This is a genomic window from Campylobacter concisus, assembly GCF_002912425.1.
Taxonomy (GTDB): domain Bacteria; phylum Campylobacterota; class Campylobacteria; order Campylobacterales; family Campylobacteraceae; genus Campylobacter_A; species Campylobacter_A concisus_AH.
This window is the reverse complement of the sequence record NZ_POYR01000127.1, coordinates 1-24,878: the sequence shown is the minus strand read 5'-3', so window position 1 is coordinate 24,878 and position 24,878 is coordinate 1. Positions and strand designations below refer to the sequence as shown.

22 protein-coding genes are annotated in these 24,878 nt (G+C 38.3%); 8 read left to right on the top strand and 14 right to left on the bottom strand.

The genetic code is table 11. The annotated features are described in order from the left end of the window. Positions 1-171: 171 nt before the first annotated feature. Positions 172-2,034 (bottom strand): tRNA uridine-5-carboxymethylaminomethyl(34) synthesis enzyme MnmG, encoded by a 1,863-nt coding sequence (gene mnmG, locus CYP84_RS07370; RefSeq protein WP_103637134.1) that lies wholly within the window; start codon positions 2,032-2,034, stop codon positions 172-174. 171 nt (positions 2,035-2,205) lie between these two features. Here mnmG and CYP84_RS07365 point away from each other — a divergent pair, with 171 nt between their 5' ends. From CYP84_RS07365 to CYP84_RS07340, 6 genes are all read left to right on the top strand, one after another. Beyond that, positions 2,206-5,658, top strand: coding sequence for an acyl-[ACP]--phospholipid O-acyltransferase (locus tag CYP84_RS07365; protein WP_103637133.1), 3,453 nt, complete (start codon positions 2,206-2,208; stop codon positions 5,656-5,658). Between the two features lie 143 nt (positions 5,659-5,801). Continuing rightward, on the top strand, positions 5,802-6,581 hold the full coding sequence (locus CYP84_RS07360; protein ID WP_103637132.1) for an amino acid ABC transporter substrate-binding protein: 780 nt from the start codon (positions 5,802-5,804) through the stop codon (positions 6,579-6,581). 9 nt (positions 6,582-6,590) lie between these two features. Continuing rightward, positions 6,591-7,343 carry an amino acid ABC transporter substrate-binding protein gene (locus tag CYP84_RS07355; RefSeq protein ID WP_021093337.1) on the top strand — a complete coding sequence of 251 codons (753 nt, stop codon included), beginning with the start codon at positions 6,591-6,593 and terminating at the stop codon, positions 7,341-7,343. Positions 7,344-7,352: 9 nt separating this feature from the next. Further along, a complete protein-coding gene (locus CYP84_RS07350; RefSeq protein WP_103637131.1) occupies positions 7,353-8,105 on the top strand; it encodes an amino acid ABC transporter substrate-binding protein in 753 nt (250 codons plus the stop codon). Positions 8,106-8,128: 23 nt separating this feature from the next. Beyond that, entirely contained in the window at positions 8,129-8,797 is a 669-nt protein-coding gene (locus CYP84_RS07345) for an amino acid ABC transporter permease (protein ID WP_103637130.1), read from the top strand. Next, positions 8,797-9,534, top strand: a complete 738-nt coding sequence (locus CYP84_RS07340) for an amino acid ABC transporter ATP-binding protein (RefSeq protein ID WP_103637129.1) — start codon at positions 8,797-8,799, stop codon at positions 9,532-9,534. Before CYP84_RS07345 ends, CYP84_RS07340 begins: the two co-directional genes overlap by 1 nt. Positions 9,535-9,562: 28 nt before the next feature. Here CYP84_RS07340 and fldA read toward each other — a convergent pair whose 3' ends face one another. From fldA to CYP84_RS07320, 4 genes are all read right to left on the bottom strand, one after another. Next, a complete protein-coding gene (fldA, locus tag CYP84_RS07335) occupies positions 9,563-10,054 on the bottom strand; it encodes a flavodoxin FldA (RefSeq protein WP_103637128.1) in 492 nt (163 codons plus the stop codon). A gap of 11 nt (positions 10,055-10,065) precedes the next feature. Next, positions 10,066-10,779, bottom strand: a complete 714-nt coding sequence (locus CYP84_RS07330; protein ID WP_103637127.1) for a UDP-N-acetylmuramate--alanine ligase — start codon at positions 10,777-10,779, stop codon at positions 10,066-10,068. A gap of 3 nt (positions 10,780-10,782) precedes the next feature. Beyond that, positions 10,783-11,094 (bottom strand): DUF2325 domain-containing protein, encoded by a 312-nt coding sequence (locus CYP84_RS07325; RefSeq protein ID WP_002939277.1) that lies wholly within the window; start codon positions 11,092-11,094, stop codon positions 10,783-10,785. Between the two features lie 137 nt (positions 11,095-11,231). Next, positions 11,232-12,398, bottom strand: a complete 1,167-nt coding sequence (locus tag CYP84_RS07320; RefSeq protein ID WP_103637126.1) for a sugar transporter — start codon at positions 12,396-12,398, stop codon at positions 11,232-11,234. Positions 12,399-12,554: 156 nt separating this feature from the next. Here CYP84_RS07320 and nifJ point away from each other — a divergent pair, with 156 nt between their 5' ends. After that, positions 12,555-16,106 carry a pyruvate:ferredoxin (flavodoxin) oxidoreductase gene (gene nifJ, locus CYP84_RS07315; RefSeq protein WP_103637125.1) on the top strand — a complete coding sequence of 1,184 codons (3,552 nt, stop codon included), beginning with the start codon at positions 12,555-12,557 and terminating at the stop codon, positions 16,104-16,106. A 31-nt stretch (positions 16,107-16,137) separates the two neighbouring features. Here the strand turns inward: nifJ and CYP84_RS07310 are convergent, their stop codons facing one another. Next, positions 16,138-16,584, bottom strand: a complete 447-nt coding sequence (locus CYP84_RS07310) for a hypothetical protein (RefSeq protein ID WP_103575329.1) — start codon at positions 16,582-16,584, stop codon at positions 16,138-16,140. Positions 16,585-16,665: 81 nt separating this feature from the next. Here CYP84_RS07310 and CYP84_RS07305 point away from each other — a divergent pair, with 81 nt between their 5' ends. Then, positions 16,666-17,172, top strand: coding sequence for a DNA-deoxyinosine glycosylase (locus tag CYP84_RS07305; protein WP_103637124.1), 507 nt, complete (start codon positions 16,666-16,668; stop codon positions 17,170-17,172). Between the two features lie 200 nt (positions 17,173-17,372). Here the strand turns inward: CYP84_RS07305 and CYP84_RS07295 are convergent, their stop codons facing one another. The 8 genes from CYP84_RS07295 to CYP84_RS11405 form a co-directional block, all read right to left on the bottom strand. Then, complete coding sequence (locus CYP84_RS07295; protein WP_103637123.1) at positions 17,373-20,153, bottom strand: hypothetical protein; 2,781 nt, start codon at positions 20,151-20,153, stop codon at positions 17,373-17,375. Further along, the gene (locus CYP84_RS07290; RefSeq protein WP_103637122.1) at positions 20,153-21,370 is read right to left on the bottom strand and encodes a lysozyme inhibitor LprI family protein; all 1,218 of its coding nucleotides are present in this window, start codon (positions 21,368-21,370) and stop codon (positions 20,153-20,155) included. Before CYP84_RS07290 ends, CYP84_RS07295 begins: the two co-directional genes overlap by 1 nt. Positions 21,371-21,608: 238 nt before the next feature. Further along, positions 21,609-21,731 carry a hypothetical protein gene (locus CYP84_RS11055; protein ID WP_257784944.1) on the bottom strand — a complete coding sequence of 41 codons (123 nt, stop codon included), beginning with the start codon at positions 21,729-21,731 and terminating at the stop codon, positions 21,609-21,611. Then, a complete protein-coding gene (locus CYP84_RS07285) occupies positions 21,722-22,480 on the bottom strand; it encodes a hypothetical protein (RefSeq protein ID WP_103637121.1) in 759 nt (252 codons plus the stop codon). The genes CYP84_RS11055 and CYP84_RS07285 overlap by 10 nt, the downstream gene beginning before the upstream one ends. Positions 22,481-22,553: 73 nt before the next feature. Beyond that, entirely contained in the window at positions 22,554-23,318 is a 765-nt protein-coding gene (locus tag CYP84_RS07280; protein WP_021093300.1) for a hypothetical protein, read from the bottom strand. A gap of 129 nt (positions 23,319-23,447) precedes the next feature. Further along, a complete protein-coding gene (locus CYP84_RS07275) occupies positions 23,448-23,885 on the bottom strand; it encodes a hypothetical protein (RefSeq protein WP_103637120.1) in 438 nt (145 codons plus the stop codon). Between the two features lie 12 nt (positions 23,886-23,897). Further along, positions 23,898-24,107 carry a hypothetical protein gene (locus CYP84_RS07270; protein WP_103637119.1) on the bottom strand — a complete coding sequence of 70 codons (210 nt, stop codon included), beginning with the start codon at positions 24,105-24,107 and terminating at the stop codon, positions 23,898-23,900. 303 nt (positions 24,108-24,410) lie between these two features. Then, positions 24,411-24,659: a colicin E3/pyocin S6 family cytotoxin gene (locus CYP84_RS11405; protein ID WP_430393518.1), complete on the bottom strand. Its 249-nt coding sequence runs from the start codon at positions 24,657-24,659 to the stop codon at positions 24,411-24,413. Between the last annotated feature and the right edge of the window lie 219 nt (positions 24,660-24,878).

Below are 24,878 nucleotides of genomic sequence, written 5' to 3'. Positions count from 1 at the left end.
GTCTAAACGTTAAGATAAAAAATTTTTCTATTTTAGCTCTCGTAAAATAGAAAATTTTAATAATAAAATTTATTAATCTTAAAAAATTATAAATAGCAACTATTAAAAACGAGAAGCTTTGTTTTAAATTTTAAATGCTAGTTAAACTTTAAAACCATAAAAGGCTTAAATTTAAGCCTTTTTCTCGCTCATTTTTATATAAATATGTAAGATATCAATAGCTGCTGGCGTGATACCTGAAATTTCACTCGCCGCAAAGAGCGTTGGCGGGGCAAATTTCTCAAGCTTTTCTACCACTTCGTTGCTAAGTCCGCTTATGCTTCTAAAGTCGAAATTTTCAGGAATTTTCACATCCATCATATCTTTCATCTTCTCGATCTGATCTTTTTGCTCGCCGATGTAGTGCTGATACTTGCACTCGGTTAAAATTTGATCCATGCTTGCATCATCAAGTGTGGCAAATCTCTCATCAAGCTTTCTTAGTTTTTCAGCCGTAAAGCTCTTTCTAGCTACGATCTTTTGAAGGCTCACGTTTTGGCTGATCGGCTCTTCATCAAGACTTGCTAAAAGCTCTAAATTCGCCTTGCTTGGCGTGATCTGAGTGCTGTTTAAAAACTTTAACCCCTCTTTTAAATTTTTTCTTATATTTTCAATCTTTTTAAAAGTCTCATCATCAAGCAGCCCAAGCTCATGTCCATATCCGCCAAGCCTTAAAATGGCATTTTCCTCACGCAAAAGCAAGCGATACTCCGCCCTACTCGTAAACATCCTATATGGCTCTTTTGTTCCTTTTGTCACAAGGTCATCTATCAAAACGCCGATATACGCCTCATCACGGCGCAAGATAAGCGGCTCTTTGTTATCCAGCGAAAGCGCAGCATTTATACCAGCCATTAGCCCCTGAGCGCCGGCCTCCTCATATCCTGTCGTGCCGTTTATCTGCCCAGCCAAGTATAGCCCTTTTACTTTTTTTGTCTCAAGGCTATGTTTTAGCTGTGTTGGCTCGACGTAGTCGTACTCGATAGCATATCCGTGCCTTACGATTTTGGCGTTTTCAAAACCCTTTACAGAGCGGAGCATCTGCACTTGCACCTCATAAGGCAGGCTCGTTGAAAAGCCGTTTATGTAGTACTCTGTCGCTTCAAGGGTCTGAGGCTCGATGAAAAGGTGGTGTCTGTCGCGGTCGCCAAAGCGGTTTATCTTATCCTCGATACTAGGACAATATCTTGGTCCTATGCCCTCGATCTGGCCTGTAAAAAGCGGTGCTTTGTCAAAATTTGAGCGGATTATCTCATGGGTGGTTTCATTTGTATAGGCGATGTAGCATGGTAGCTGCGTTGGGGAGAAATTTTTAGTTCTAAAGCTAAAAGGCGTTGGGTCTTGATCGCCATCTTGCTTTTCTAAAATTTCAAAATTTATCGTTTTTGCGTCGATCCTTGGGCATGTTCCAGTCTTTAGCCTGCCTAAATTTAGCCCAAGCTCTCTTAGGCTAGAGCTTAGATCCTTTGCGCTTAGCTCGCCCACGCGGCCAGCTTCAAGTTTGTTAAATCCAACGTGGATTAGCCCGTTTAAAAATGTGCCAGTTGTAATTATCACTTTTTTTGCGTTATACGTGTTATTTAGGTGGGTTTTAACGCCAGTTACTTCGCCATTTTCGCTTAAAATTTCAGTGGCGATCTCTTGAGAAATTTCTAAATTTGGAGTGTTTAAAAGCAAATTTCTCATATAAACGCGGTATCTATCCATATCGATCTGAGCGCGGCTACCACGTACTGCTGGGCCTTTGCTCTCATTTAGCACGCGAAACTGGATACCAACAGCGTCAGTCGTAAGCCCCATCTGACCGCCAAGCGCGTCGATCTCTTTTACAAGATGTCCTTTTGCGAGGCCTCCGATGGCTGGGTTGCAGCTTGCAGCGCCTATTTGCTCGGCCAAGATAGTGATCAGTAAAGTTTGTTTGCCCATTCTAGCAGCCGCAAGACTTGCCTCAATGCCAGCATGTCCGCCGCCAACGACGATGATTTCATAGTCCATGATAAATTTTTCCTTATTTTTGATAGGCGGATTTTATCAAAAAGCATATAAAATTTAAATTTTTTCAAAGAAATTTCACCACAAAATTTATGGCTAGAGTTTTTTATTAATGATATTTTAAATATTTTACTGCTAGATTTACAAAATTTTAAATCCAAAAAGGCTTTATTCATGAGGAATTTACTAAAAGTCACTGGCTTTTTACCCTACCTTGCGATCGCATTTTTAAACGCAAGTGTCGATCTAGCACACAAAATAACAATTCAAAACGTCCTTTTAAAGACCTACTCAGGCGATACGCTTTTTATCCTAACAGCCGTTATAAATGCGATGATCTTGCTTCCATTTATATTTTTATTTTCGCCTTCAAGCTTTATAAATGACAAATTTGCAAAAACAAAGGTTATTAGAATTTGCGCCGTCTTTGGCGTTGTTATCAGCGTTGCGGTGCTTATTAGCTACCTTTTGGGTGCCTTTGGCGTGGCATTTGCACTCACACTCATACTAGCTGCTCAAAGTGCGATCTACTCGCCAGCAAAATATGGCATCATCAAAGCACTTGTCGGCACTGAGCGACTTGGCACAGCAAATGGCGTCATCCAAGCACTAACCATCGTCGCAATACTCGCTAGCTCATTTTTGTTTTCATTTATATTTGAAAATTTATACATCCAAGGTGAAAACTCAGAAGAAATTTTAAAAAGCGTCTATCCTATCGGCATCTTTTTAGTTGTATTTAGTGCGCTTGAAGCATTTTTTGCCTACAAGCTACCTTATATCAGCGAAACAAACGAACAAAGCGGAGAATTTGAGCTTAAAAGATACATCAGCCTTAGCTACTTAAGAGAAAATTTAAAAGAGGTAAGATCAGATAAAAATATCTGGCTAAGTATCGCTGGACTTAGCATATTTTGGGGTATCTCTCAGATCATCATAGCAGCCTTCCCAGCTCACTACAAGGCAGTTTTTAACGACGACAGCTCGCTAGCAGTGCAAGCCATCCTTGCAGTAAGCGCCATAGGCATAGCATTTGGCTCATACGTGGCTGGCTCTATGTCAAAGCTTCACATCGAGCTTGGCGTCGTGCCAATGGGCGCTATTGGTATATTTTTCTCACTTTTATTTTTCGCATTTGGCTCAAGCATCGGCGTAGTGAGCCTTAGTTCATTTGCATTTGGTTTTTTTGGAGGCATATTTATAGTGCCGCTAAATGCGATGATCCAGTACTTTGCTCCACAAAAGAGCACCGGCAAGATAATGGCGGCAAACAACTTCTTGCAAAACGTCTCAATGCTGCTATTTCTAGCCATTGGCATAGGCTTAGTATATTTTGAAATTTCAACCACTGGCCTCTTTGTCTTTACAGCCCTTGTTTGTTTAATCGGCAGTTTTTACGCAATTTTACAGCTTCCACACCTTTTTACAAGGCTACTTTTACTGCCATTTTTAAAGACAAAGTACCGCTTTTTCGTTGAGGGACTTCAAAATTTACCGCAAAGTGGCGGCGCACTACTTCTTGGCAATCACATCAGCTGGATCGACTGGCTCGTGCTTCAAGCTGCAAGCCCAAGGGGCATAAGATTTGTCATGTATAGAACGATCTATAACAAATGGTATCTAAAGCAAATTTTTAAATTTTTTAAAGTGATCCCAATAGGCGCAGGCGCTAGCAAAGAGTCAATCGAGTTAGTTAGAGAGTGCCTAAAAAATGGCGAAGTGGTCGCACTTTTCCCAGAGGGTCACATCAGCTACAACGGCCAGATAAATGAGTTTCAAAAGGGTTTTGAGCTTATCATAAGAGATCTAGAAGAAATTTGCATCGTGCCATTTTACCTTCGTGGCCTTTGGGGTTCGAGCTTTTCAAGAGCTAGTAAATTTTACAAAGACCTCACTTCTAAAAACGGCAGACGCGACATCATCGTCGCCTTTGGCAAGCCAATAACCACATTTATAAACGCTGCAAAGATGAAGCAAAAGGTGCTTGAGCTTAGCTTTTCATCGTGGGAGAGCTTCATCTCAAGGCAAAAACCACTAACAAGCGAATGGTTAAACAACGCAAAAGAAAATAAATTTAAAGAGTGCGTGAGCGACAGCACTGGGCTAAATTTAAGCAACTTGAAATTTATAACAGCCGTTTTAGTATTTATCAAAATTTTCAAACGCGAGCTAAAAGATGAGAAAAATATAGGCATCTTGCTACCTAGCTCAAGCATCGCAGCAATAGTAAATATGGCGCTTCTTGCCATGGGCAAAGTAAGCGTAAATTTAAACTACACACTAAATGAGACCTCGCTAAATCACGCCCTAAGAAAGGCAAATATAAACACAGTTATCACCTCTAGCAAATTTCTTGAAAAGCTCGCACTTAAGGGATTTGATCTAAAAGATGCGATGAGTGGCAAGGCTAAATTTGCAGAGGATCTCTCAGCCAGCGTCTCAAAAAAAGAGAAATTTTTAGCGCTTTTAACGGCATTTTTTGCCCCAACTTGGCTTATTAAGCTTTGCTATTTTAGGCCAGTGAGCTTAGAGGATACGGCCACCATTTTATTTAGTAGCGGTAGCGAGGGCGAGCCAAAAGGCATCGAGCTAAGCCACAAAAATTTACTTGCAAACATTAAGCAAATAAGCGAACTTCTAAATTTCAAAAAAGATGACGTGATTTTAAACTCACTCCCTGTATTTCACTCATTTGGCCTAACAGTCACCACGCTCATGCCACTTTGCGAGGGCATAAAAATGGTAAGCGTACCTGACCCAACAGACGGAGCGACTATCGGCAAAATGGCCGCAAGACACAGCGCTAGCATCATCTTTGGTACCTCAACGTTCTTTAGGCTCTACACCAGAAACAAAAAGCTTCATCCGCTGATGTTTCAAAGTGCCAGAATGGTCGTAGCTGGGGCTGAAAAGCTAAAACCTGAGATAAAAGATGAGTTTAGGCTCAAATTTGGCATAGAAATTTATGAAGGATATGGCGCGACCGAAACGGCACCAGTAGCTGCTGTAAATATGCCAAATATCCTAGAAAAAGAGAGCCTAAAAGAGCTTACATTTAATAGACCTGGCAGCGTTGGCATGCCTCTACCTGGCACCATCATAAAGATAATCGACCCAGAGACGCTTGAAGAGCTGGAAACTGGCACAGACGGCCTCATAGTGATCGGCGGCTCGCAGGTGATGAAGGGCTATCTAAACGACGAAGCTAAAACAAGCGAGGTCATCACACACATTGATGGCGTAAGATACTATAAAACTGGCGATAAAGGCCACATCGATGAAAACGGCTTTGTGTTTATCGTAGATAGGTATTCGAGATTTGCCAAAATAGGCGGCGAGATGATAAGCCTTGGAAGCGTCGAAGAAGAGCTTGCAAAGGTGCTTGGAAGCGACGTTGTCTTTAGCAGTGCAAATGTGCCAGATAGCAAAAAGGGCGAAGCGATCGCGCTTTTAGTAAAAAGTGGCACAGAGCCAGAAAATATCGAGCAAATTTTAAAAGAGAGCAGCCTAGCTCCTATAATGATGCCAAGCTATATATTTATCGTTGATGATATCCCAACGCTTGCAAGCGGAAAGGTTGATTTTAAGGGGGTAAAAGCTCTAGCGGTCTCACTTTTAGCGGAGTGAGGCGCCGCCCTTTTATTTTTGTGATAAAATAGCGCCAAAATATTACCTAGGTTGCAGTTGCGACTGACATTTGCATAAATCTTAAATTTATCTTTTTTTGCAAATTCCGTTATTGATTTTATTTTTTCTATAAGGAGTTTTGTATGAAATTTTCTAGTGCTTTTAAATTTGGTGCGCTCTGCGTAGTTGGCTGTTTGCTCTCTTTAAATTCTGCCTTGGCAAATTCTTACGAGCAGATCAAAAAAGATGGCGTCATAAGGATAGCGACCGAGGGTGTTTATTCGCCATTTTCGTTTCACAATGAAAAAGATGAGCTAATGGGCTATGACGTGGAGATAGCAAGAGCCGTGGCTGAAAAACTAGGCGTAAAGCCAAAATTTATCGAAGCTTCATGGGATGCGATGCTTGCGGCATTTGACGCCGGCAAGGCGGACGTGGTGTTTAACCAAGTAAGCATAACCGACGAGCGAAAGAAAAAGTATGACTATAGCGTGCCATATATGGTCTCTTACTCGGCCATCGTCGTGCATAAAGACAATAACGACATCAAAAGCTTTGCTGATCTAAAAGGAAAAAGAAGCGTGCATTCAGTAAATAGCATGTGGATACCAACCGTTGAAAAGTATGGCGCCAAGCTAGTTGTGGCCGATAGTTTGAGCGATCAGATAAATTTGATCATCACAAAAAGAGCAGATGATACGATAGATGATGCGGTGATGTTTTATGACTACATTAAACAACATCCAAATGCCCCTATAAAGATCATCGAAGCTGGTGATGAGCCTATGTATACGGCTGCGATTGTTAAAAAAGGTAACAAAGAGCTACTAAATAAGATAAATAATGCCCTAAATGAGCTTAGCAAAGAAGGAGTTTTAAGCGAAATTTCGCTTAAATACTTCGGCAAAGACATTTCTAAATAAGGAGAATCAATGAATTTTAAGCCCATTTTTGGCTTTATCGCAGGTGCTTTTTTAGCTTTAAATTTAAATGCTTCAACTATCAAAAAAGGCGAGCTTATAGTTGCAACTGAAGGCACTTACTCACCTTACTCATTTTATGACGAAAAGGGCGAGCTAGTAGGTTATGACGTAGATATCGCAAAAGCTGTAGCAAAGAAGCTAAATTTAAAGATAGAGTTTCTAACAGCTCCATGGGACGCAATGCTTGCAGCATTTGACGCTGGCAAGGCTGACGTGGTGTTTAATCAAGTTAGTATAAACGAAGATAGAAAGAAAAAGTATGACATGAGCGTGCCTTACACCATGCCATATCCTGTAATAGTCGTGCATAAAGACAATAACGACATCAAAAGTTTTGCTGATCTAAAGGGCAAAAAAAGCGTGCACTCTGCAACTAGCAACTGGGCAGCGATAGCTGAGAAAAACGGCGCAACAGTGGTCGTGGCTGATGGCTTTAGCAAAGGCGTGGAGCTTATCATCTCAAAAAGAGCTGATGATACGATAAATGATAACGTCACATTTTTTGACTACATCAAACAACGCCCAAATGCACCGCTAAAGATCGCATATACTAGCAATGAGCCGATGCCAACAGCTGCACTTCTTAAAAAGGGCAACACCGAGCTACTAGAAGCTATAAACAAAGCGCTTGATGAGCTAAAAGCCGAGGGCAAGATAAGCGAAATTTCGATGAAATATTTTGGAAAAGATATTTCAAAATAAAGGATCAAAATGAAATTTACAAATTTATTAAAAGTAGTAGCAGTGCTTGCAATGGCTCTAAATTTGCAAGCAAAAACTATAAAAGATGGCGTGCTAACAGTAGCAACAGAAGGCACTTACGCTCCTTTTACATTTTATAATGACAAAAATGAGTTAGTGGGATACGACGTAGATATCGCAAGAGCAGTAGCGCAAAAGCTAAATTTAAAAGTTGAGTTTCTAACAGCTCCATGGGACGCGATGCTAGCAGCATTTGACGCTGGCAAAGCAGACGTTGTGTTTAATCAAGTTAGTATAACTGATGAGAGAAAGAAAAAATATGCTTTTTCAGTGCCTTATACTGTGACATTTGGCGCTATCATCACTAGAAAAGATAATAACGATATAAAAAGTTTTGCTGATCTAAAAGGTAAAAAAGATGCCGACTCAGCGACTAGTAACTGGGCAAAAGTCGCTGTAAAATACGGTGCTGAACACGTCGTAACAGATAGTTTTGCTAAAAGCATGGAGCTTCTTATATCAAGACGTGTAGATGCTGTTGTAAGAGATAACATCGTGTTTTACGACTTTATAAAAGAGCGTCCAGACGCACCTGTGAAGATAGCTGCCTCACTTGACGAGAAAGACTACACAGCAGCAGCTGTCAAAAAAGACAACGCCGAACTTGCAGAGCAAATTTCAAATGCACTAAATGAACTTTCAAAAGAAGGAAAACTAGAAGCCATCTCAAAAAGCTACTTTAGCAAAGACGTCTCAAAATAAATTTATAAACCAACAAGGCAAAAATGGAAAATTTAGATAGAGTGATCGAGCTTGTTTCAAACTCGACGCTACCGATGATCATCGCACTTTTAAAAGTGACGATCCCACTTACTTTGCTCTCGTTTTCGCTAGGGCTTGTTATAGCCATTGTCACAGCAGTAGCAAGGCTTTCAAATATAAAAATTTTAAAATTTATATTTGCCACCTATGTTTGGATATTTCGTGGCACGCCGCTTCTTGTGCAGCTTTTTATTGTATTTTACGGACTTCCTAGTCTCGGTGTCACGCTTGATACTTGGAGTGCGGCGACTATAGCATTTAGCCTAAACGTTGGCGCTTATGCGTCTGAGTCTGTAAGGGCTGCCATACTTTCTGTGCCAAAAGGTCAGTGGGAGGCGGCCACATCGCTTGGCATGACGCACTATCAAATTCTAAAGCGCATCATCGCGCCTCAAGCAGTGAGGATATCACTCCCTCCGCTTTCAAACACATTTATAGGCCTTGTTAAAGACACTTCACTAGCAGCTTCTATAACGATGGTAGATATGTTTATGGTCGCTCAAAGGATCGCAGCAAGGACCTTTGAGCCACTCATCCTCTATATCCTGGCAGCACTCATATATCTAGTGGTTTGCACACTTTTAACCTATCTTCAATCAAGGCTTGAAAAAGCTGTCTCAAGGTATGTCTAATGGCTATAAATTTTAAAAATATAAGCAAATCTTACGGCGATCATTTGGTGCTAGATAACATAAACACAAGCTTTAAAGAGGGGCAAACGACCGTGATAGTTGGCTCATCTGGTTGTGGCAAATCAACACTTCTTAGATGCATAAATTTACTTGAGATCCCACAAAATGGCACTTTAGAGGTAGATGATAGGAGTGTAAATTTTAAAGAGAAGCTTAACTCAAAAGAGCTTTTAGAAATTCGCAAAAAAACAGGCATGGTCTTTCAAAGTTTCAACCTTTTCCCACACCTAACAGCGCTTCAAAATGTCACCGAAGCTCCGATCTACGTTCAAAAAAAGGATAAAAACGAGGCGATAAAAGAGGCAAAAGAACTTTTAGCCAAAGTGGGGCTTAGCCACAAAGAAGATACCTATCCAAACAGGCTCTCAGGCGGACAAGCGCAGCGTGTAGCCATCGCTAGAGCACTAGCTGTAAATCCATACTTTTTGCTACTTGATGAGCCTACAAGTGCGCTAGATCCAGAGCTTGAGGCTGAAGTTTTAAAGGTCATCTTGTCTCTTGCAAAAGAGAAAAAGTCTATGATCATCGTCACTCATAATATGAATTTTGCTAGAAAGATAGCTGATAGAATTTTGTTTTTAGATAAAGGTGTGATCGCGTTTGATGGCTTGGTAGATGAGTTTTTTAACAGCCAAAATGAGAGGATAAAAAGCTTTATCTCAGCTATGGATATATAAATTTAGCTAGAAGATCTAGCTAAATTTACTACGCAAAGTATGGTTTTATCTGCTCGATCCAATCTGAAATTCTACCCTCAGTCTTGTCACTTTGGTTATCAGCATCAAGCGCTAGACCTACAAATTTACCATTTCTTACGGCATCAGAGCCATCAAATGTATAGCCATCAGTGCTAACCTCACCCACTACCTTTGCACCTACTTTTACGACCTCATCGTAAAGCTTTGCCATGCCATTACAGTACTCATCAGAGTAGCTCTCGCTATCGCCCATGCCAAAAACAGCGACCGTTTTACCGCTTAAATTTAACGCTTTAAAGTCAAACGCGTCCCAGTCGTCTTGAAGATCACCGCTACCCCAAGTCGATGTGCCAAGGATGAGCTTATCAAAGCTATTTAGCTTCGCTGCGTCCACGTCAGAGACGTTTAAAAGCTCGTTTTCAAGCCCCAAACCCTCGCTTATAAGTTTTGCTGCATCTTCGGTATTTCCCATGCTGCTTCCATAAACTATACCTATCATTTTTATCCTTTTTAAAAAATTTTACTAATAATCGTATAAGGCACGAGCTTTATGCACCCTCTTGCAAAGCAGTGCCTAACCTCAACGTGCCGCCTAAATTCCTCATTTCTAGGACAAACGATATAAACCATCTCGCACTCACTACCAAGCGCGCAAACGGCTGCATCGATGTCGTCGTTTAAATTTCTCATATCATCAAAGCTCACCCTTTTAAAGCTTGGCATGACGCTGAGTAAATTTTTACCATCTTTTTTGACCGAGATGACGCCGCCATTTAGCACGACCTCTTTGTCCTGATGGCGGAGGCGTATTTTATCATAAACAAACTGGCAAAACATCTGCGCTGCGTCAATGAAAAACTCAAATTCCCCGCTTCTATAAAGCATCTTTATCATCTTTGCAGCTGCCATTTTTGGCTCTTTAGCTACAAATTTCAACGCCTTAAAGTCATTTTTCAAATAAGCATTTATGATGATGTTTGAAGGCATGCAAAAGCTATCAACTGGTTTGAAATTTAAAAATTTCTCACGCAGCAAGAAATTTATCCTAGCCTCAAAAATATCTTTGAAATTTAGAAATTTAGCGTAAGAAAGCGGGATCTTTAGCTCACTCTCTACGCCAACATTATAAAGTGCGATGAAAATTTTCGCACGCGAAAGCTTGTCAAGCTTTGCAAAAATACTTGGAGTTATTTCGCCAATATCTGATAAAAATCCGAACTTCATCGATTATTCTTTGCATCCAAATTCCTTATCTAGGCCAAAGACCTTACAATACTCGCAAAATACGCAACTAACACTTCTTTTCGCACAAACGATAGGGATATTTCTCTTTTTTGCTTGAGTTTTAATAGTCTTCATCGTGTTGTGATTTAAAAAGCTAGTGAGCATCACCACGCACTCAGTATCTTGTGGGATCGGCTTACGATTTACGCGGTTTTCGTTTCTAGCGTCCCAGTGCTCTATCTTTTCAGCTCCTAAATCATGCAAAACAGCCTTAATAGGCGTGATCTCATCTGCTCCGATAACTAAAACTGACATAACAAGCTCCTAATTTTTATTTGTTTTTCTGATAACGATTATAAAAAAGGTTAGCTAAAATTATTCTTAGTTATGATATTTATTATCACTTATTTGTAGAAATTTGTAACGTTTTTGGTTTTTTAAAAAGGCTAAATTTAATTAGCCTTTTTAAATTTAACCGCTGCAACGAGAAAGATGACAAGTCCAGCCGCTGCAAAAAGGCTGCCAACGTTGCCGATATTTTGCTCGCCAAGACGAACTATCGTTTGATGACCTATTAGTGCGCCAGCTCCTATGCCAATGTTATAAATGGCTGAATATATCGCCATCGCAGCGTCCGTGGCATTTGCGGCTAAGCTTAGCACCTTTATCTGAAAGCTCATATTTATCCCAGCTATGCCAAGCCCCCAGATAAAGGCAAGCGCAAGCATCAAGCTCTCATTTGTAGCGATGAAATTTAACGTCAGCAAGCAGACTAAAATGATCGCTATTGAGATAGCTGTAAAAGCAGTTGGTATGAGCTTATAAAATTTAGAGAAAAGCACGCTTGCTACGATGCCAGCGATGCCAAATAAAAGCAAAAATATGGTGATAAATTTACCATCAAAACCGCTTATATCTTTAGCAAACGGCTCGATGTAGCTATAGGTGCTAAAATGCGCGCTGATAACGATAGCAGTTAGCAAAAATATCACCATTAAAAAGCCATTTCTTGCAAGCTCCGGTAGGCTCTTTAATGAGCCTGAGTTTTTGCTAGGCAAAAGTGGCAAAATTTTATATAACCAAGCGCCAACGCTCACAGCAAAGATCCCTATGAGCCCAAATGTGACACGCCAGCCCAAGCTATCGCCTAAAATCCTACCAAGTGGCAAGCCAAGTATCATCGCCATCGATGTGCCAAGAGCCAGCAGTCCAAGGGCTTGCGAGCTTTTATTAATAGGCGCAACTCTAACAGCAAGCGAAGCTGTGATCGACCAAAATATGGCGTGTGAGATAGCTATTAACACGCGAGCTATGACTAAAACCGTGAAATTCCATGCAACCGCGCAAAGTGCGTGAGAAGCGACAAAAATGATAAAAACCTTTAAAAGTAACGACCTTCGCTCTAAATTTGCAGTTAGCAGCATAAAAGGTAGCGAGAGTATCGTCACACTCCACGCATATATCGTGATGATGAGCCCAGTATCAGCCGTACTCATGCCAAAATCCTTTGCTATGTCGCTTAAAAGCGGCACCGGCACGAACTCAGTTGTATTAAATATAAAAGCTGCAAAAGCTAGCGCGATAACCCTTAAATAGGCTATTTTATGAATATTTATCAAAATTTCATCCTTTTTACTTTGCCCCTACGATATTAAAATTTGACTTACATCTTAGTTATTTATAAATTTTAATTTTTTAATGATAGAGATTAATGACAAATTTTGGATTTTTCTTTTATAATAAAGCCATTTTTAAGATAATTTTAAGGCGGAAATATGTCAAAAATAATGAAAACTATGGACGGAAACGAGGCCGCAGCTTACGCATCATACGCATTTACCGAAGTAGCTGGAATTTACCCTATCACTCCTAGCTCGCCTATGGCTGACTACACTGACCTTTGGGCAGCGCAGGGCAAGAAAAATTTATTTGGTATGCCGGTAAAAGTAGTCGAGATGCAAAGCGAAGGCGGTGCAGCTGGCACGGTGCATGGCTCACTACAAGTTGGCGCCCTAACTACGACCTACACAGCTTCTCAAGGCCTTCTTTTAAAAATTCCAAATATGTATAAGATAGCAGGCCAGCTCCTCCCTGGCGTCATCCACGTCTCAGCTCGTTCGCTTGCGGCACAGGCACTTTCAATATTTGGCGACCACCAAGACATCTACGCCTGTCGCCAAACTGGCTTTGCTATGCTAGCAAGCGGCTCAGTGCAAGAGGTGATGGATATCGCTGGCGTAGCGCATTTAGCAGCGATCAAGGGCAGAGTGCCATTTTTACACTTCTTTGACGGCTTTAGAACGAGCCATGAAATTCAAAAAGTAGAAGTGATGGACTACGCGCACTTTGACAGACTTCTTGACAGAGAGGCGCTACAAAAATTTAGAGACGAAGCGCTAAACCCAGAGAGCCCAAAAACAAGAGGCACAGCGCAAAACGATGATATCTACTTTCAAACAAGAGAGCTAAGCAACCGCTTTTATAACGCAGTGCCAGACATCGTGGCAAACTACCTAGCTGAAATTTCAAAGATCACTGGCAGAGACTACAAGCCGTTTAACTACTACGGCGATCCTGAGGCTACGCGCGTCATCGTAGCTATGGGCTCAGTGACGCAAACTCTTGAAGAGGTCGTTGATTATCTAAACGCAAAAGGCGAAAAGGTGGGCATCATCAAGGTGCATTTGTACCGCCCATTTAGCACGAAGTATCTCTTTGACGTGATGCCAAAGAGCGTGAAAAAAATAGCCGTTCTTGACCGCACAAAAGAGCCTGGCAGCCTTGGCGAGCCGCTATATCTTGATATAAAAGCAGCGTTTTACGGCCAAAAGGACGCTCCAGTCATAGTTGGCGGTAGATACGGCCTAAGCTCAAAGGACGTCGATCCTGCTCAAATGCTAGCTGTGTTTGAAAATTTAAACCAAAGTGAGCCAAAAGATGGCTTTACAGTTGGTATCGTCGATGACGTCACTTTTACCTCGCTACCAACTGGAGAGAAAATTTCACTAAGCGATGAGAGCGTTAAAGAGTGCCTATTTTACGGACTTGGCGCTGATGGCACCGTGGGCGCAAACAAAAACTCTATTAAGATCATCGGCGATAAGACTGATCTTTACGCACAGGCATATTTTGCCTACGATAGTAAAAAATCAGGTGGCTACACGCGCTCACACCTTCGCTTTGGCAAAAAGCCGATCCGCTCGACCTATCTCGTCTCAAACCCGCACTTTGTAGCCTGCTCAGTCGCAGCATATCTTGAAATTTACGACGTCATTGATGGCATCAGAGAAAACGGCACATTTTTACTAAACTCTATCTGGGACGCAGAGCAGACCATAGCCAAACTGCCAAATAAAGTTAAGAAAATTTTAGCTAGCAAAAATATAAATTTCTACATCATAAACGCAACAAAGCTAGCACACGACATCGGACTTAAAAACCGCACAAATACCATAATGCAGTCGGCATTTTTCAAGCTTGCAGACATCATACCATTTGAAGATGCGCAAAAATATATGAAAGAGTACGCGCACAAAGCCTACGCTAAAAAAGGCGAGGCGATCGTGCAGATGAATTATAGCGCTATCGACGTTGGCGCAAATGGGCTCATAAAAGTATCAGTCGATCCTGCGTGGGCAAATTTAGCAGATGATGAACAAAAAGATGAAAAATATATCGGCAACAGCTTCATCGAAAACGTCGTAAAACCGATAAATGCGGCCAGAGGCGATAGCCTACCAGTCTCAGCCTTCATAGGCTACGAAGACGGACACTTCGAAGCTGGCACGACGGCTTACGAGAAGCGTGGCGTTGGCGTCATGGTGCCAAAATGGATCGAGCAAAACTGCATCCAGTGCAACCAGTGCGCATTTGTCTGCCCGCACGCTGTAATCAGGCCATTTTTGATAGACGAAAACGAGCTTAGTGCAGCACCACAAGGCGTAAAAGAGCACAACCTAGAGGCCAAAGGCAAAGAGGTCAAGGGACTAAAATATAAAATCCAAGTAAGTCCGCTAGACTGCACCGGCTGCGAGCTGTGCGCGCAAAACTGCCCAAGCAAGGAAAAATCGCTCGTAATGGTGCCGCTTGAAGAAGAGCTAGGCAAAAACGAGCAAGAAAATGCTGATTATCTATTTAAAAAGGTCGCTTATAAAGACGATCTCATAAACAAAGAGAGCGTTAAGGGCGTTGGCTTTGCTAAGCCGCTCTTTGAATTCCACGGCGCTTGCCCGGGATGTGGCGAAACTCCGTATATCACGCTTATAACAAGGCTATTTGGCGAGCGCATGATCGTTGCAAACGCGACTGGTTGTAGCTCTATATATGGCGGCTCAGCCCCATCTACTCCGTACACCACAAATGACGAAGGTAAGGGCGTTGCGTGGGCAAATTCGCTATTTGAAGATAATGCCGAGTTTGGCATGGGTATGAACGTAGCGATGGAGACTATGCGCCACCGTATAGAAGATATAATGAGAAACAACATAGATAGCGTACCAAACGCACTTTCAGCGCTTTACAACGACTGGATAAATTTCAAAAATGATGGCGTTAAAACGCAAGAGATCACGAAAAATTTATTGCCTATTTTAGAGCAAAATTTAAGCGCGCCAGGCGTTAAAGAAATTTTAGAGCTTAAGAAATTTCTCGTCAAAAAGTCGCAATGGATCATCGGCGGCGACGGCTGGGCGTATGACATCGGCTTTGGCGGACTTGACCACGTACTAGCAAGCGGTGAGAACGTAAATGTGCTAGTGCTTGACACCGAAGTTTATTCAAACACTGGTGGCCAAAGCTCAAAATCAAGCCGCGCAGGCTCGATAGCGCAATTTACAGCTAGCGGCAAGCCAGCTCAGAAAAAGGACCTTGGCTACATCGCTATGACTTACGGCAACATTTTTGTAGCGCAGATCAACTCAAACGCGAGCCAAGCAAACGTGATAAAAGCGATCGCAGCGGCCGAAGCGTATGATGGCCCAAGTCTTATCATCGCCTACTCTCCGTGCATCGCTCACGGCATCAAAGGCGGCTTATCGCAGTCTGGCGGCCAAGGCGAGCTCGCCACAAAATGCGGATACTGGCCGACATATCTATACGATCCGCGCCTTTTAAAAGAGGGACAAAATCCGCTTAAAATCACCTCAAAAGAGCCAGACTGGTCGCTTTATGAAGAGTTTTTGCTAAACGAAGTTCGCTACAACTCGCTTAAAAAGACCAACCCTGAGCACGCAGACGAGCTACTAGCTAAAAATAAAGCTGACGCGCAAAGACGCTACCGCCAGCTAAAACGCCTAAGTCTAGCAGACTTTAGCGACGAAATCAATTAAATTTTAGGTGCTTTTGCACCTAAAATTTACTCTAGCAACTAGAATACATCTTGCTTGAAATCTTTTTAAATTTAATACTGCATATCTCATCAAAGGCAAAATGACGCTCCTTAAGATCACTCATCATATATGAAAAATAAAATTTCTTCTCCACAAAAGCCACTTCACTAGCTATGATCTCGCCAAGAGTGCTGTCATCTATATGAAAATTTTTAAAAAGGGCACTTAGCTCGAAGTAGCCATTTTGCAAGTCTCCGATATAAAATTTAACCCTAGCGCCGCTTTTTATAAAAGCAAAAGATACTATCTTTGCATCACTAAAATTTAGATCTACAAAAACTCTCTCAAGCGTCTTTAGCTCGTCATAAAAAGACTTTATATACGAGCCATAATCCTCTATCCTCTTTTCAAACTCATCATCGTCCAGATCACCATTTACCCAGCTCTTATCGAAAAACCTCATCTTGCGCCAAGGCACTGCGGCTCCTTAAATTTAACTTCTAAAGCAAATTTTATATATCATTATCTAAAATTATTCATAAATTTAAAAGGCAAAAATATGAGCCAAATGCACCCTTTTAAGCCAATCTTTGATAAAAACTCTAAAATTTTGATCCTTGGCTCTTTCCCCTCTGTCATCTCTCGTAAATTTGGCTTTTACTATACAAATCCGCAAAACCGCTTTTGGCGAGTGTTGGCTGGGATTTTAAATACTGATGTGCCAAAAAGCACGGATGAAAAGATAAATTTTCTACTCTCTCATCACATCGCGATATATGACGCGGCGATATCATGCGAGATAGATGGCTCAAGCGACGCTAAGATGAGCAAGATCGTGCCTGCAAATTTAAAGCCAATTTTTAAAACCGCAAATGTCAAGCAAGTTTATGCAAACGGCGGCAAGGCTTATGAAATTTGCAAAAAATACTTAGAGGGAGAGATCATAAAAGCGACAAAAAATGAAGTGATAAAACTACCATCAACCAGTCCTGCGAATGCTAAATTTAGCCTTGAAAAGCTCATGTGCGAATGGAGAGTAGTAGTAGATATATTAAGAGACAGCTAAATTTAGTTAATTTGCTTGTCTGTTATTGCAAATGCTAAAATATAAAACAAAGCCTCACTTTCTGGTCTATCTCATAAGCTCTAATTCTCTCTTAGAAAAATCCCCTTATTTAATAGTTTTTGAGGTAAGATATTTATAAAATCTAAATCTATAATCATAAATTTTCTATCATACTGCTTATATTTTTAGGATATAGCCTCCTACCCCACCTCTAACTTAACCTCTTTGCTATCTAGTCCAACTCTTTGCTTTACTTCGTTAAATTTTTGGATAAATCTGTTTTTATTCTCACTATTTATCAAATTTATTCCACTTTTTGTAGATGATGCTCTTTGTATATTGCTATCTATTGCATAAATTTTACATGGCTCTATATATGATCTATCTTTACCATCTATGCTTTGGTAGCATGTCTCACTTAGCTTATCATCTTCAAATATATCTATATCCCCGCTACTTAAATTTGAGTTTATATAATAAACCCCTTTAGGCATATGCTCTACTTTCTCATCTTTGCTCTCTTTATCAAAGATACCGCCAGACAAGCTTGTATCAAAGCACATAGTAGCATCAGTATGCCCAAACTCATATATGCAAAGCTTGCCATTAGAGTATTTTAAATAAATAGGTGCTTTTATATCTACTCTAATATGCGTCTTTCCAAAATTAGTATTAAACGCAGGTGATTTTAGATAGGCAAAAAACATTATGATATGGTTGCCATGATTTAGCTTCTTTAGTAGCTCTTTATCCTTTATGTCATCTTTTGGACTAAAGGTGATCTTTTTGCCTTTAAATTTCTCTTCGCTTAAATTTATCGCCCCTGCTACCTTGCCTACCACCTCACTATTATATTTATCCTCTCTTATCACCTTATAAGCCCAGCTTACCTCTTTGTAGTCATCGTCTCCCTTGTTTGGTAGATAAACAGCTTCTAAATTTAAAGTATCCTTTATGCTTAGATTTGTAGCACTAGTATTTTCTGAAGTATTTAGCCTGATCTCAGTTATATTTTTTTGATAAGCGACTGTAGATACTTTGATATCAAACTCAGCACCTCCATCTTTTTTATCTTTACTAGCTAAAGTAACAACAGCAGTATCTTCTTTGGCATGTATCTCGGCAGTGTCATACTCTTTGCTTAGATTAAATGTAGCTATGATAAATTTTGAAGTCTTTTTAAAGCCTGTAGAGTTTTTATCTAAATTTATATTTATTCTAAATTTAGCCGTATATGAGTTTTTAGAGCTACTATTACTATCTGCGTCTTTATCATCATTTTTCTTTAGGTAGTAAGAGGGATAGACCCTTTTATCTTCACCATTATGAAGGTACACCTCTTTTATATCGCAGCTTTTACCCTCTTCATCTTTTATGATCAGATCACTCACTACTAAGTTGAAATTTCCTTCATTCTTTGTAGAGATACTATCAGTAGCGTCTGGTAGCCTTAGCTTTATATCAAACATGCTTGAAGCCTTGTCGCTCCTTATGCTATAGCTGTTTTCTTTAGCAAAATTTAAGAGGTTAAAGTTCATTTTGTCAAAGAAGTTAAGAGTTATTACATTGCCACTATTAAAGGCATATTTCTCATCTTGTGATATGAAAATGTCGTTAGCGTTTTTGTAGATGATAGTCTCACCATTTGTAGAAGGCTTTATAAAGCTTATCTCTTCATCTCTTGAGTTTTTATTGGGCTCTCTTACATCTTGCTTATAGTTCATAAGCACTATCTCACTCTCATTACTATTCCCATCTGGGTTTAAATTTGAACAATCAAGCGATGTATTATCTGCTAAGACGATAGTAAAGGTTGTATTTTTTGGTTGGATAGGCATTACAGGAAGGGCTGAGGCTGTTGGATATATAAGCAAGATATCTCTCTTAGCTTCAGGTTTAAACTCACCATTTTCTGCTCTTATCTTTAAAAGCTTATTTATCCTTGAGATATTATGGCTATTATCATCTTTTGTGGTGATCACATAGATATCTTCTAGCTTAAAGCTCTTTTGGGTGACATTTTTTAAAAGAGCATTTATCTTATCTGCAAAAAATTGCAAGATAGTGTTGTATTTTCTGTAGTGTTCGTTAAAGTCAGCATTGCCATTTGAGTAGCCAGCTATAGTTCTATTGCCTTTAAATTCCTTAGTAGTCTCATAAGCTATAGCGTTTTGCAAATAGGTTATAGATGGCTCATCTTTCTCTTTTATCTTTGCCACATTTAAAAGAGAAAATAGATCCAAACACTCTTCAAAGGATATTGCGTTTATGCTTATATCTCTTAGTTCGTTTTCTTTGACCGCATTATTATTTTCATTACTTTCAAACAGCCCAAATTCATTTGACTCTGCAAATCTACGCTTAGCTATACCTATCTCATTATCTGCGTTACTCTTATACCTTATCTCATACCAAGCCCCAAAGCGGTTTTTAGCTCTCAAGTGAGCCTTTAGTCCATTTCCTACAAGGCTTGGATTATTATATGTCATGCTCATTAGAGCTATATATTCACTGCTACCTATGCTATTTTCATCTATCTTACTCTCTTGCAGGCTTATAGAGGTATAGGCTAGTTTTTTATTTAGACCATCTCTAAATATTTCAACAACCTCTGGCAATATATTAATGATTTGATCATCATCTAGCTCAAATTTTCCAAATTTCGCACTCTTTCCATCTTTTGTCTTTATGCCATCAAGATACTCTGATACCTTAGATCTTAAATTTTCATCTGTTTTTACCTTTACTCCATTAATGGTATTAAGTAATCCAGCAAATTCTTCTTCACTCATTTTAGGTTCAGAATATTTCTTATCACAAACTTCTTTTAGTATCTCTTTTAAGGTCACATTAAAACCACAACCTATAGTAGCTATATTTTTACCATCATAATATAGTTTTTCTCTAAAATCTTCAGTTTTTTTTAATGTACTCCCAAGCTCATTTTTGAAATTGCTAGCATTTCTCTCATTGATTGGCATTAAAACTCCTTAAACTGCTCAAGATACTCTCTTATAAGCTTACTATCATTTCTATCTTTAAATCTGCTTTGGATAGGCATTCTACAAACTAGATAATTTCCATATTTTTCCATATACACTCTAAAAAAAAATTTATCAGCCACTATAAAAGCTGGTGAACTAGAATAACCATCAGGATATGTATATCTTCCAAATTTATCTTTTCTCTCTTTTCCATGCAAATTTGAAGCATATAGTATTCTTACCATTCCATCAGAAAGTATATTTGCATCATAGCTTTTATCAGTACTATATATTACGCTACTAAAATCATCTGTATCATTTTTTATTGTTTTTTTATAAACCTCTGTTGAAAAGCTATCATCTTTTTCGTAGTCTAAGCCTCTTCTTTTAAACTCTTCTTCGATCTCTTCTATCTCTTTAAATTTAAGTCCAAATTTTAGTTTTTGACCATCTCTTATATAATCCCCATTTAAAAAATCCTCGAACTGTCCATTTAATGTTACACAATAAGGCTTATATGTTTTACTTCTTAGATCATATATCTCTTTCTCTTCTCCACCTATACCTACGCACATGATATAGCTTCCAACTGGAGCAAAGTCGAGCTTAGTGTAGTAATAGTTTGTAGTGGTATTTAATTCCCTCTCTGCAATGTCTTTACCAAGAGCATCGATGAGAAATTTCTCATAAAACTCTTTATCTTCTCCATAAGGTGGATTATCTTTATTTACAGGCTTTGGAGAGTCCATCCAGAATTTTTGCGTAAAGTAGTTATAGCATAGATCATTTGTGCTATTTTTATCGTTTATTGAAAAACCAATTCTTACATTATAAGTTGGGACTACAGATTGTATCCTATTATAATATTCATTAAGGACACACCTTCTAAATTCTTCTTTATCTTTTTCTGTGTTGCAATACCTATCTCTATGCTTAACCCACTCAATCTGACTTTGTTTTAGCTTTTCTAAATATGGCTTTATCTCCTCTTTAGCCTCTTCATTCATATAAGCAAGGTCATATTTACCCATCATTAGATCATAAGCTTTTTGCATATCTCTATCTAGTGTAGAGAGAACTTCGTCAGAACATACTAGTTTTTCTACTCTTGTTTTAGCTTTAGAGCAATCAAAGCTAGGCTGAATTTTTTCACTTGAGTAGAGGTTTGATGTGATTAGTAATGCGGATATAACAATGAGTTTTAAACTTTTCATTAGAGTTCCTTTTATTCTGATAATAAAATCTTGTTATTGTATCTATTATGGGATTTATTAATTATAATTTAAAAGCGTATTTTAACGCAAATCATCTACTATTTCGTATTTGTAGCTATATTTTTTATAATTCATTTAAATGGCTTAGCTCCAGCTTTTGTCTAACTTTTCATGCAAATACGGATTTGCTAAGCCCTTCCTAAGTTTAAACAACCTTAAGTATTGTATTTATGGCTACTTATGGTCTATAGCCACATACTGCGCCATCTTTTTCATGGTCTTGACATATATATTCTTTTTCAGCGCAAGCTGTAAAAACAAATGCCAACAAAGCAAACATGATTAATTTTTTTATTTCCATTTTATCTCCTTTGATTTTGTATTAAATAATAACCCATGCTGACGCATCTTTTGTCTATCCATATTGATTTTTATATTAGAAAAAATTTCTTCCGCATCTTGCCTAAATTGTCTTGTTATTTTATTTAACTTTTCTTTTTCTGAGAGGGTGCTTTTTTTAAATGCCTCACTTGACAAGTTAAAACTATACTCAGATCTTATGCGAAGCACCTTTGGCAAACCATTGGCACCATAAAAGCTACAATATGTTTCATACTCTTGTGTCTGAATTATGCCATCACCCTTGTTTTGATGATTATATTTTTTATTTAGTTCTTTAGGAAAGCTTCTGCATTTTATACCATCTATAATATTGATAAAAGCCCTATCATAATACTGTCCAAATGTTTCATTTTCATATTTTATATCTGGATTATTAGTATTTAGCTCAAAAGAATTTATATTTTCCAAATCAAGGTACTTTTCTCCATCGAATGTATCTATCTTATCTATTTCAAGATAAAATATCTCAACTATCTCTCCGGTGATACGGCGCTGCAACACTGTAAAATCATCATATTTGTCTAAACCCTCAAATAAGATGCCTCTATTTATCGGCGCCTTTACTGAAAATGTTTTATTTGAGCTATAAAGTGTAGTGTTTGCATCCATTTTTATATAGTCGCGATCATATATATCACTTTTATATGTATTATCAAAACTACATCCTGTTATAAAAGCTATTAATAATGAAATTATTGGTATCTTCATCTCACTGCACTCCTTTATGTATGGCACCATTTTTATCAAATTCTTTGTATATAGTTTGCAGTTGCAATTTTATCTAAAACTGAACCCTATATGGTTTATCAAACAAAAGCCCCTCTTTTCTCATCTTCTCTCTGTCCATGCCAAGCTTTATGGTAGAAAATATTGCTTGTATGTCTTGCCTAAATATATTGTGTATATCATTTAAGACTTCCTGCTCTGTTTTGTTGCTATCTGTAAAAGCTTTTGATTTGCGATTAAAACTATATTCATATTGTAGTCTAACCATATTTGTTGGTTTTTTAATGTTTTTTGGCTGATAAAATGAACAATATGTATCATAGTATTGTGTATAAGTCTTTTCACCATCTATTACATTTTGATAAATCTGTCTCAAATCCGCATGGACAAATGTCCTGCATTTAACTCCATCTATATAATCAAGATATGCTTTTTTATATATAGCACTAGTAGTAGTATTGTAAAAACTCTCTTTAGTTTTTGTCTCTTCTTCAAAAATTTTAAGATTTTTTGGATTGAGATATTTTGCAGATTCAAAAGTATGCCCAGGATAAGACTCTGTCGAAATAATAAGCTTTGAAGCCATCATATTTTTTACAGCCCAAGTCAACGCCATGCCTTCCTCTACTTTATATACTCCATAAAAAACGCCTATATCCTTATGTATAGGCGCCATCAAAGAGAGCAATCCCTCTTTAGTAGATATTCTTTGATCTACACTCAAGATTTTAGATTCTTTATTGTCATCATCTACACTCGTAACAATGCCGCATCCCGACAGAAATAAGATAATAAATAAAAATCTTATCTGTAACCACATACTGCTTCTCCTTCTTTTATCATTAGTCTTCCGTTTTTACATTATTTTATGATCCAATAGTTGTTAAATTTAAAACATCCTTGAGCTTCATTTTCTTAGTACCTTGCCTTCTTTGCTACTTAAAATCAGTTAAATAGGTTTCTGCAACTTCATAAATTTTTCTTTTCGTTTAGAACCCGAAATATATTGATCTATTTCTGAATACAAAAGTGGCAGTTTGAAAAGATCGCTAGTTAGTATCTCAAAATCATTTTTGACACAGAACGATATGATAAATTTTAAAATATCTTTATATTCACTAGTGAAATTTATACGCAGTAATACCCCATCTACCAATCCATTGTTGTCAAAAGAGATCTGCAGGCAGCTATCCTCTAGACTGCCATAAATGTCCAAGCTATCCGACCATGATTTTACTTGTGGTAAAACAGAAGCAACACTATTAAAAGTTTCTTTATTAACTGATACTTTATGCCAAAAGATAGAATCATCAAATGTTTCTAAATTTAAAACCGCCTCGTCGCTGTTACTTGGTAAAATATAAAAATCACATTGCCAAATCGCCAATACTAACTCCTTTTATGAATATAGTTTTACAGCATAAAAATTGCCATTGCTATTTTTACATACAACAGTATCATTAAAACCGAATTCTAGCATCTCGTCAAGTTTTTCAAAATCGGTATTATCTACTATCTTAAAGATATTTTCCTTTAAACAAACTGCTTTGACTGGATGCCAAACAGGTATATCTTCATTTAGTATTTTTACATAAATATTAGTAGTCATATTTAACTCATTTTACTCATATTCTTCTTCTAGTTGGCAACTGAAATTTTCTATATCTATTTTAATACCAAATTTTTCAAACAGTATCTTGTTTATCTCTGGCGTTATATCGTAGGCTCCACTTAGGTATTCATTTCCATTTTCATCTAATTGGATATGTTTTTCATTTGGATAGACATTTAATAAAACATTCTCAATATCATTTAACGTACAATTTTAATAGGGATAGATTTTACAAAACTATCATCAAATTTATTATAGTAGATAACGCAAATATTAGTTTTTGACTTAGATTTCATTTTTTTACCTTTCTGTTTTTACAGGTGGTTTTTTCTCTTTAGTTATTGGGTTATATGATCCTTGATGCTTGCCTTGTTTATTATAAATCTCCATTTCTCCATGCTGCGAATCCCACTCAAAAATATTGCCATCTTTATCTTTACATCTAGGTCTTAACCTGCCGCCGCCACTAACTGGTGTTTTTGGCTTTTCTCTTCTTAAATCTGGTAGAAAATCATCATTTTCTAATTCATCATTACTTGGCTTTGGTATATGAATTTTTATATTCTAAACCTATTTCATTTTCTGTTATTATATCAATACCATCAGAGATATATTTATCCCAAATCTTTTTAGCACCGTACGCACCACTAAGAGCAACTGAGACTGCTCAAAAATTCTAATACAGCTGGCGCAATAGGTAAAACAGCTGCTGGGATAAAACTTCCTTTTAGTGCTTCTTGCTCTTTATTATATTCATTGATTGCCTTT